Source organism: Pseudomonas sp. K5002, from assembly GCF_013386655.1.
Taxonomy (GTDB): Bacteria; Pseudomonadota; Gammaproteobacteria; order Pseudomonadales; family Pseudomonadaceae; genus Aquipseudomonas.
Genome location: NZ_JACARK010000309.1, coordinates 1 through 4,288 on the forward strand (window position 1 = coordinate 1; position 4,288 = coordinate 4,288).

The following is a 4,288-nucleotide window of genomic DNA, read 5'->3' on the forward strand; positions in this document are numbered from 1 at the left end:
GTGGCGTCGGCAAGCCACCCGCCACTTCCGGGCACACGGCAACCACCCGGCCTTCGGCCTGCCACGCGGCCAATTGATCGAAAGGCCCGCTGGCCCCTCCGTCGTAGCGTACCCGGTGCCCCAGCAGGCAGCGGCTGACCAGAATCTTTTGCATCATCAAAACGGCTCGTTGCCCCGCCGGCGAAACCACCCGGTGAGGGACAGGCGTTCGCGGGTGGCGGGCATGACTTCATGGGGGATTTCCCCCGACAGGAATACCACCAGGCAACCGCCGGTGGGCACCACATCGTATTCGACGTCGCCCTTGAGGTACATGCGCAACTGGCCGCCATGTTCCGGCAGCCAGGCGTTGTTCAAGTAGATCACCGCCGACACCATGCGCCGGTCGTCATCGCGAAAACGGTCCACATGCTTGAGGTAAAACGCCCCCGGGGGGTACATCGCGAAGTGGCTTTCGAAGTCTTCCAGGCCCAGGAACAGGCCACGGTTCATCGCCACCCGCAGGCTGTCCATCAGCTCCAGGTAGTTATCGCAGGCCACCACTTCGCCCGGCTCCAGCCACTGGATATGGTCACCCCGGATGCCCTCGCGAATCTCCTGGGAAGGCCCCCGTCCGACCGCTGCGGGCGCCAATTCACCTTCGGCGGCGCGTTTTTGGCACTCAGCCGCCAGTTCGAGGGTCAGAGCCTCGGGCAGGAAGATATTCTGCTGCGACCAGCCTTGTGCGGCCAGGTCATCGACAATGCGTAACAGCAGCGGGTGATCGGAGGGTATGGGCATGGCGCGCATAGTATCCATACGCCTGTGAATCCGACAGAGCCGCCGAGCGTCTGAATACACTTTAGTCAGGTGACCGATAGGATTTCTCGACAAATCCTACGCCCGACACGGACAATAGTGGCCGACTGACAGGAGTCCATATGCGTCGTTTGTTTTTTTCCTTGCTGATGTTCTGCATTTTGCCCGCCTGGGCAGACAGCCATGACCAGTTGTACAAGGTCGCCGGCTGGGCAGACCAGCGCGCGCATTTTAATGACGCCCTCAGTGCCGCCCAGCAACGCTACCGCAACAGCCTGCCGCCGGCGGTGTATCAGGCGCTGGTGGACAACAGCAATAAACGCTTCGCGCCCCAGTCGGTAGACCAGCGCGCCGAAGCGCAACTGCGCAAGAATTTGGCGGACCCTAAGCCGGCACTGGCCTTCTTCCAGTCGCCGCTGGGCCGCAAGATTGTCGCCGCCGAGTTGCTGGCCACCCGCCGCGATCAACTGGCGAAGAACGCCCAGGGCTTGCCGCACATGGAAGCCGATGCCACCCGCAGCCTGATCATCGGCCACCTGGCCCAGGCCTTGCCTGCGCGGGAAGCCGGGGCTGAAGTCAGCCTGGCGATTGCCGGCGTGGCGGCCGACAGCTTGAGCCAGATGATCCCCGGGCTGTTGGGCGGAGGCCAGGCGCAGGGCATGTTGAACGGCCAGCGTGAGCGCCTGATGCAGCAGATCGGCAATGATCTGAACAACACGCTGTTGTACGTCTACCGGGATTTGTCCGACCCGGAGCTGGAAGAGTTCGCGACGTTCGCGGAGTCGCCGGAGGGCAAGGCGTACTACAAGGCGGCACTGGCGGCGATTCGCGCCGGGCTGGCGGTCGGCCAAAGCACCTCGNNCCCGCTCCCACATTTGGATTGCGTTATTTCAGGTGGTCGGTGAGAAACCCGAAGTATTGCTGCCGAATCTCCGGAATCTCATTCGCCAAGTGATGCCTGCCGCGCGGCAGCATCAACACCTCCGGTTGGTCAAACTTGCTGCGCAGCACCTTCAGGTTGTGCTGCCAGTCCACCGTCATGTCTTCCTCACCCTGCACGATCAACGGCCGCCGCGTGCTGCGTGGCGCCGCTTCAACACGTTTGATCCAGCGCGCCAGGGCGCCCACCCAGGCAGTCGGTAACTGCCGTGGCTGCAACGGGTCGGCCTCCAGGAACGGCTTGAACTGCGGGTCGTTGGTGTTATCGCTGAAGCGCCGGGCAATGCCTTTGACGAACGGCCGGAGCAGGTAATAACTGAGCTGCGACCAGCCCCAGGCGCGGGGCCGCACCAGCGGTGACAACAGGAACGTCTTGCCCTGGGCCGGGCTGTCGACGCCATGGCTAAGCAGGTGATCCACCACAATCGCGCCGCCGGTGCTTTGCCCGAACAAGTGCCACGGCTGCGGCAACTGCAGCGCCTTGGCCTGTTCAAACAACGCCTGCACCACGTCCTGGTACACCGCAAAGTCATCAATGCTGGCCCGTTCACCGCTGGACAGGCCATGGCCCGGCAAGTCGCAGGCGATCACCACAAAACCCTGGTCCAGCGCCCAGTCCACGGCATGCCGGTACAGGCCCATATGGTCGTAGAAGCCATGGAACAGGAACATCGTCGCCACCGGCACCGGTGGCCACCACACCTGGCAGACCACGTCGAACCCATCCAGCGCAAACCGCCCCAGGCGGCTTGTCGCGGGCACCTTGCGGGCAGCGAGGTCCAGGCCGTAGAAGCGCTGGTAGACCCGGGCCTCGGCTGAAAGCGGCTGCGCGTCCACCAGTGGGCGCAAGCTTTCACGTAGATGATCAGGGTCAAACGTAACGGGCATAAGAACTTCCAGACTGTGGCTTCAACGCATTGAACAGATGAATATCGAGCCGCGATATTCATCTGTCAGGGCAAGCATGGCAAGCTACGCGTCCTCCGAGGATTGATCCAAATGCGACAGCCCTACCGCACCACCCTCTTCGCCAGCCTGATCGTGATCATTTGCGCCGGGGTGTTGTGGGCGGCGTATGACTGGTTCCAGGGACGCTACCTGCGGGCATTCAGTGAGCATACGGCGGTGTTTTCCGGTGACAGCCTGAGCCTGCCGGCCGAGCTTGCCGGCCCGGGCCCGATCCGCCTGGTGCACTTCTGGGACCCCGCCTGCCCGTGCAATGTCGGCAACCAGCAGCACCTTGGCGAGTTGATCGAGCAGTACGCCCCCCAGGGCGTGGAGTTCTATTCCCTGCAGAAAGCCGGCAGCCACGGGCAGTTGCCCGCCACCCTGGGCTCGATGAAGGCCCTCAAGGCCGTGCCCGGTGCCCAGCATCTGCCGGCCAGCCCTGCCGTGGGCATCTGGGACCGCAGCGGCAAGCTGGCGTATTTCGGGCCCTACAGCGAAGGGTTGACGTGTAACTCCAGCAACAGCTTTATCGAGCCGATCCTGCAAGCCCTCGAAGGCGGACGCGAGGTCAATGCGACCCACACCCTGGCGGTCGGCTGTTATTGCGAGTGGAACGGGGAAACGTCTCCACCCTGACCCGGCAAGCTGAACAGACGCTGTTCGTTCGACAAACTCGAACAACTGTATCGGCACGCTCCTGTATCGTAAGCAACTAGCCGTACAAGCAGACGACACGGGAACACATGAGCCAATTAACCATCATCCTCTGGATACTCAACGTCATCGTTGATACGTCCGGCCAGTTGGCGTTCAAAGCCGCAGCCTCAGCCAGCGCCGAGCATGACGGCATGGCCCACTGGCGCCATATGCTCAAGCGTCCGTGGATCTGGCTGGGCATCATCTGCTATGTGTTCGAATTCGTGCTGTGGCTGGCCTTCCTGACACTGGTGCCGTTGTCGGTCGGGGTGATGCTGGGCTCCATCAATATTGTCGTGGTCATGATTGCGGGGCGTTTCCTGTTCAAGGAAAGCCTGAGCAAATGGCGGTTGATCGGCATCATGCTGATCGCCTGTGGCGTGACCGTCGTGGGGTTCGAGTAATGAAACGGTTTTATATCCTCGGTTTTCTGTCGCTGATCATTTTCGATACCTTGGCGCAGGTCAGTTTCAAGTTCGCCTCGATTCATGCCGAACCGCTGACGATGGACGCCGCCTGGTTGATCCGCGTGTTCGGTGCGCCATGGATCTACGGCGCATTCGTGGGCTACATCGGCGCGTTTTTCACCTGGATGACGCTGTTGAAATACGCCCCGGTGGGCCCGGCGTTTGCGGCGTCACACCTGGAGCTGATCAGCGTGACGCTGATCTCCGTCTGGCTGTTCAACGACACCCTTACCCTGCCCAAAATCGTCGGTGGCGCGCTGATTATCGCGGGCATACTGTGCCTGGCGCGCAGCGAAGACAAAGAAAGCAAGACCGTCGAGGCCGAACCCTCGCAGACGCTGGCGTCATGACGCCCGTTGTCAGCCAGCGGGAGATTCCGCCAACGGCGGGGCTTCCCCTGCGCTGGCAGGACTTGTTCAACCGCTCGGGCGACCTGGCCC

Annotated in this window: 7 protein-coding genes; 4 read left to right on the forward strand and 3 right to left on the reverse strand. The window is 62.2% G+C overall.

All coding sequences use genetic code 11. The features are described 5' to 3' along the window. The coding region (locus HX846_RS15625) for a 2-thiouracil desulfurase family protein (RefSeq protein WP_178965673.1) at positions 1-154 on the reverse strand (154 nt) is incomplete at its 3' end. Positions 155-156: 2 nt separating this feature from the next. Next, the gene (locus HX846_RS15630) at positions 157-789 is read right to left on the reverse strand and encodes a 2OG-Fe(II) oxygenase (protein ID WP_003213854.1); all 633 of its coding nucleotides are present in this window, start codon (positions 787-789) and stop codon (positions 157-159) included. Between the two features lie 131 nt (positions 790-920). Between HX846_RS15630 and HX846_RS15635 the strand changes: the two genes are divergently transcribed. Next, on the forward strand, positions 921-1,703 hold the full coding sequence (locus HX846_RS15635) for a DUF2059 domain-containing protein (RefSeq protein WP_178965674.1): 783 nt from the start codon (positions 921-923) through the stop codon (positions 1,701-1,703). Here HX846_RS15635 and HX846_RS15640 read toward each other — a convergent pair. Beyond that, on the reverse strand, positions 1,684-2,625 hold the full coding sequence (locus HX846_RS15640; protein WP_178965675.1) for an alpha/beta hydrolase: 942 nt from the start codon (positions 2,623-2,625) through the stop codon (positions 1,684-1,686). The genes HX846_RS15635 and HX846_RS15640 overlap by 20 nt on opposite strands. 111 nt (positions 2,626-2,736) lie before the next feature. Here HX846_RS15640 and HX846_RS15645 point away from each other — a divergent pair, with 111 nt between their 5' ends. The 3 genes from HX846_RS15645 to HX846_RS15655 all read left to right on the forward strand — a co-directional run bounded on the left by HX846_RS15645 (position 2,737) and on the right by HX846_RS15655 (position 4,198). Beyond that, a complete protein-coding gene (locus tag HX846_RS15645; protein WP_003213861.1) occupies positions 2,737-3,321 on the forward strand; it encodes a DUF6436 domain-containing protein in 585 nt (194 codons plus the stop codon). A gap of 107 nt (positions 3,322-3,428) precedes the next feature. After that, on the forward strand, positions 3,429-3,785 hold the full coding sequence (locus HX846_RS15650) for an EamA family transporter (protein WP_178965676.1): 357 nt from the start codon (positions 3,429-3,431) through the stop codon (positions 3,783-3,785). Further along, positions 3,785-4,198, forward strand: a complete 414-nt coding sequence (locus tag HX846_RS15655; RefSeq protein ID WP_008438917.1) for a multidrug efflux SMR transporter — start codon at positions 3,785-3,787, stop codon at positions 4,196-4,198. The genes HX846_RS15650 and HX846_RS15655 overlap by 1 nt, the downstream gene beginning before the upstream one ends. The last annotated feature ends 90 nt before the right edge of the window (positions 4,199-4,288 follow it).